Origin of the sequence: Priestia sp. BR_2 (genome assembly GCF_041954005.1) — a bacterium.
Classification (GTDB): Bacteria; Bacillota; Bacilli; order Paenibacillales; family Paenibacillaceae; genus Paenibacillus_AQ; species Paenibacillus_AQ lautus_A.
The window spans coordinates 1-1,029 of the sequence record NZ_JAVFHM010000020.1; the positions used below are offsets into that span (position 1 = coordinate 1).

The window sequence follows — 1,029 nt, forward strand, 5'->3', positions numbered from 1 at the left end:
GTGCGGAACAAATTGCAGCACTGAGCAAAGAGATGGGACTGGATGAACCTGTTATTAATCAATACTTTATCTGGCTATCTAACATTTTTCACGGAGACTTTGGCTATTCCTACTTTTTAAATAAACCTGTGCTCGGGGCAATTTGGGATAATGTAGGTCCTACGGTTTCTCTAGCTATACTCGCGCAAATTTTTGGCGTGGCGTTTGCTTTACTATTTGGTATATATGCAGCTAAACATAAAGGAACGATTCGTGATGAAAGCATTATGGGAGCCAGCCTTCTAGGTATTTCCATTCCTAGCTTTCTTCTCGGTTCATTCCTTATTTTGCTTTTTGCGGTACAGCTTCGAATTTTTCCTGTTTCAGGATACGTTCCGTTAAATGCTGGATTATTTGAGTATTTAAAGTACTTAGTTTTACCAACGATTACGCTTGGAGCAATTCAAGCTGCATTAATTACGCGTATGACGCGTTCCTCTTTACTCGATACCATTTCTGAGAACTTTGTTAAGACGGCAAAAGCAAAAGGATTAAATGAACGCACAATTATGCTTAAGCATACGCTGCGCGTGAGTTTTTTACCGATTTTAACAGTTATCGGAGAATCATTTGCGGGACTTGTGACCGGAGCGGCAGTAACAGAATCATTATTTAACATCCCGGGATTAGGTCAGCTGATTGTTTCATCAATTGAACGCCGTGATTACGCGCTTATTCAAGGAGCTGTACTTTTAATTACGGTTGCTTACGTGGTCATCAATTTAGTTGTTGATTTGCTGTATGCCGTGATCGATCCTCGTGTACGCAATTCTTATCATGATTAAAGGAGGGTGATGAATGTGAACGCACAACAAAATACAGAGACCATTTCAGTACCTGCAAAGAAAAAAAGAAACCCAGCGGCAGCGCGCTTTTTCTCAAATCGTTTGCTAGTAAGAGGAGCGATACTTATTTTATTATCTATTTTGATTGCTGTTTTTGCTCCGCTCATTTCTCCTTTTGGAAGCTTACAAATCGACCCTGCAAATC

Annotated in this window: 1 protein-coding gene and 1 pseudogene; both read left to right on the forward strand. The window is 40.1% G+C overall.

Features of this window, described 5'->3' with window-relative positions; genetic code table 11:
* A partial coding sequence (locus RB298_RS00130; RefSeq protein WP_486045155.1) for an ABC transporter permease occupies window positions 1–824 on the forward strand: 824 nt, incomplete at its 5' end.
* Window positions 825–833: 9 nt separating this feature from the next.
* A pseudogene (locus RB298_RS00135) lies at window positions 834–1,029 on the forward strand (ABC transporter permease); the annotation flags it as partial.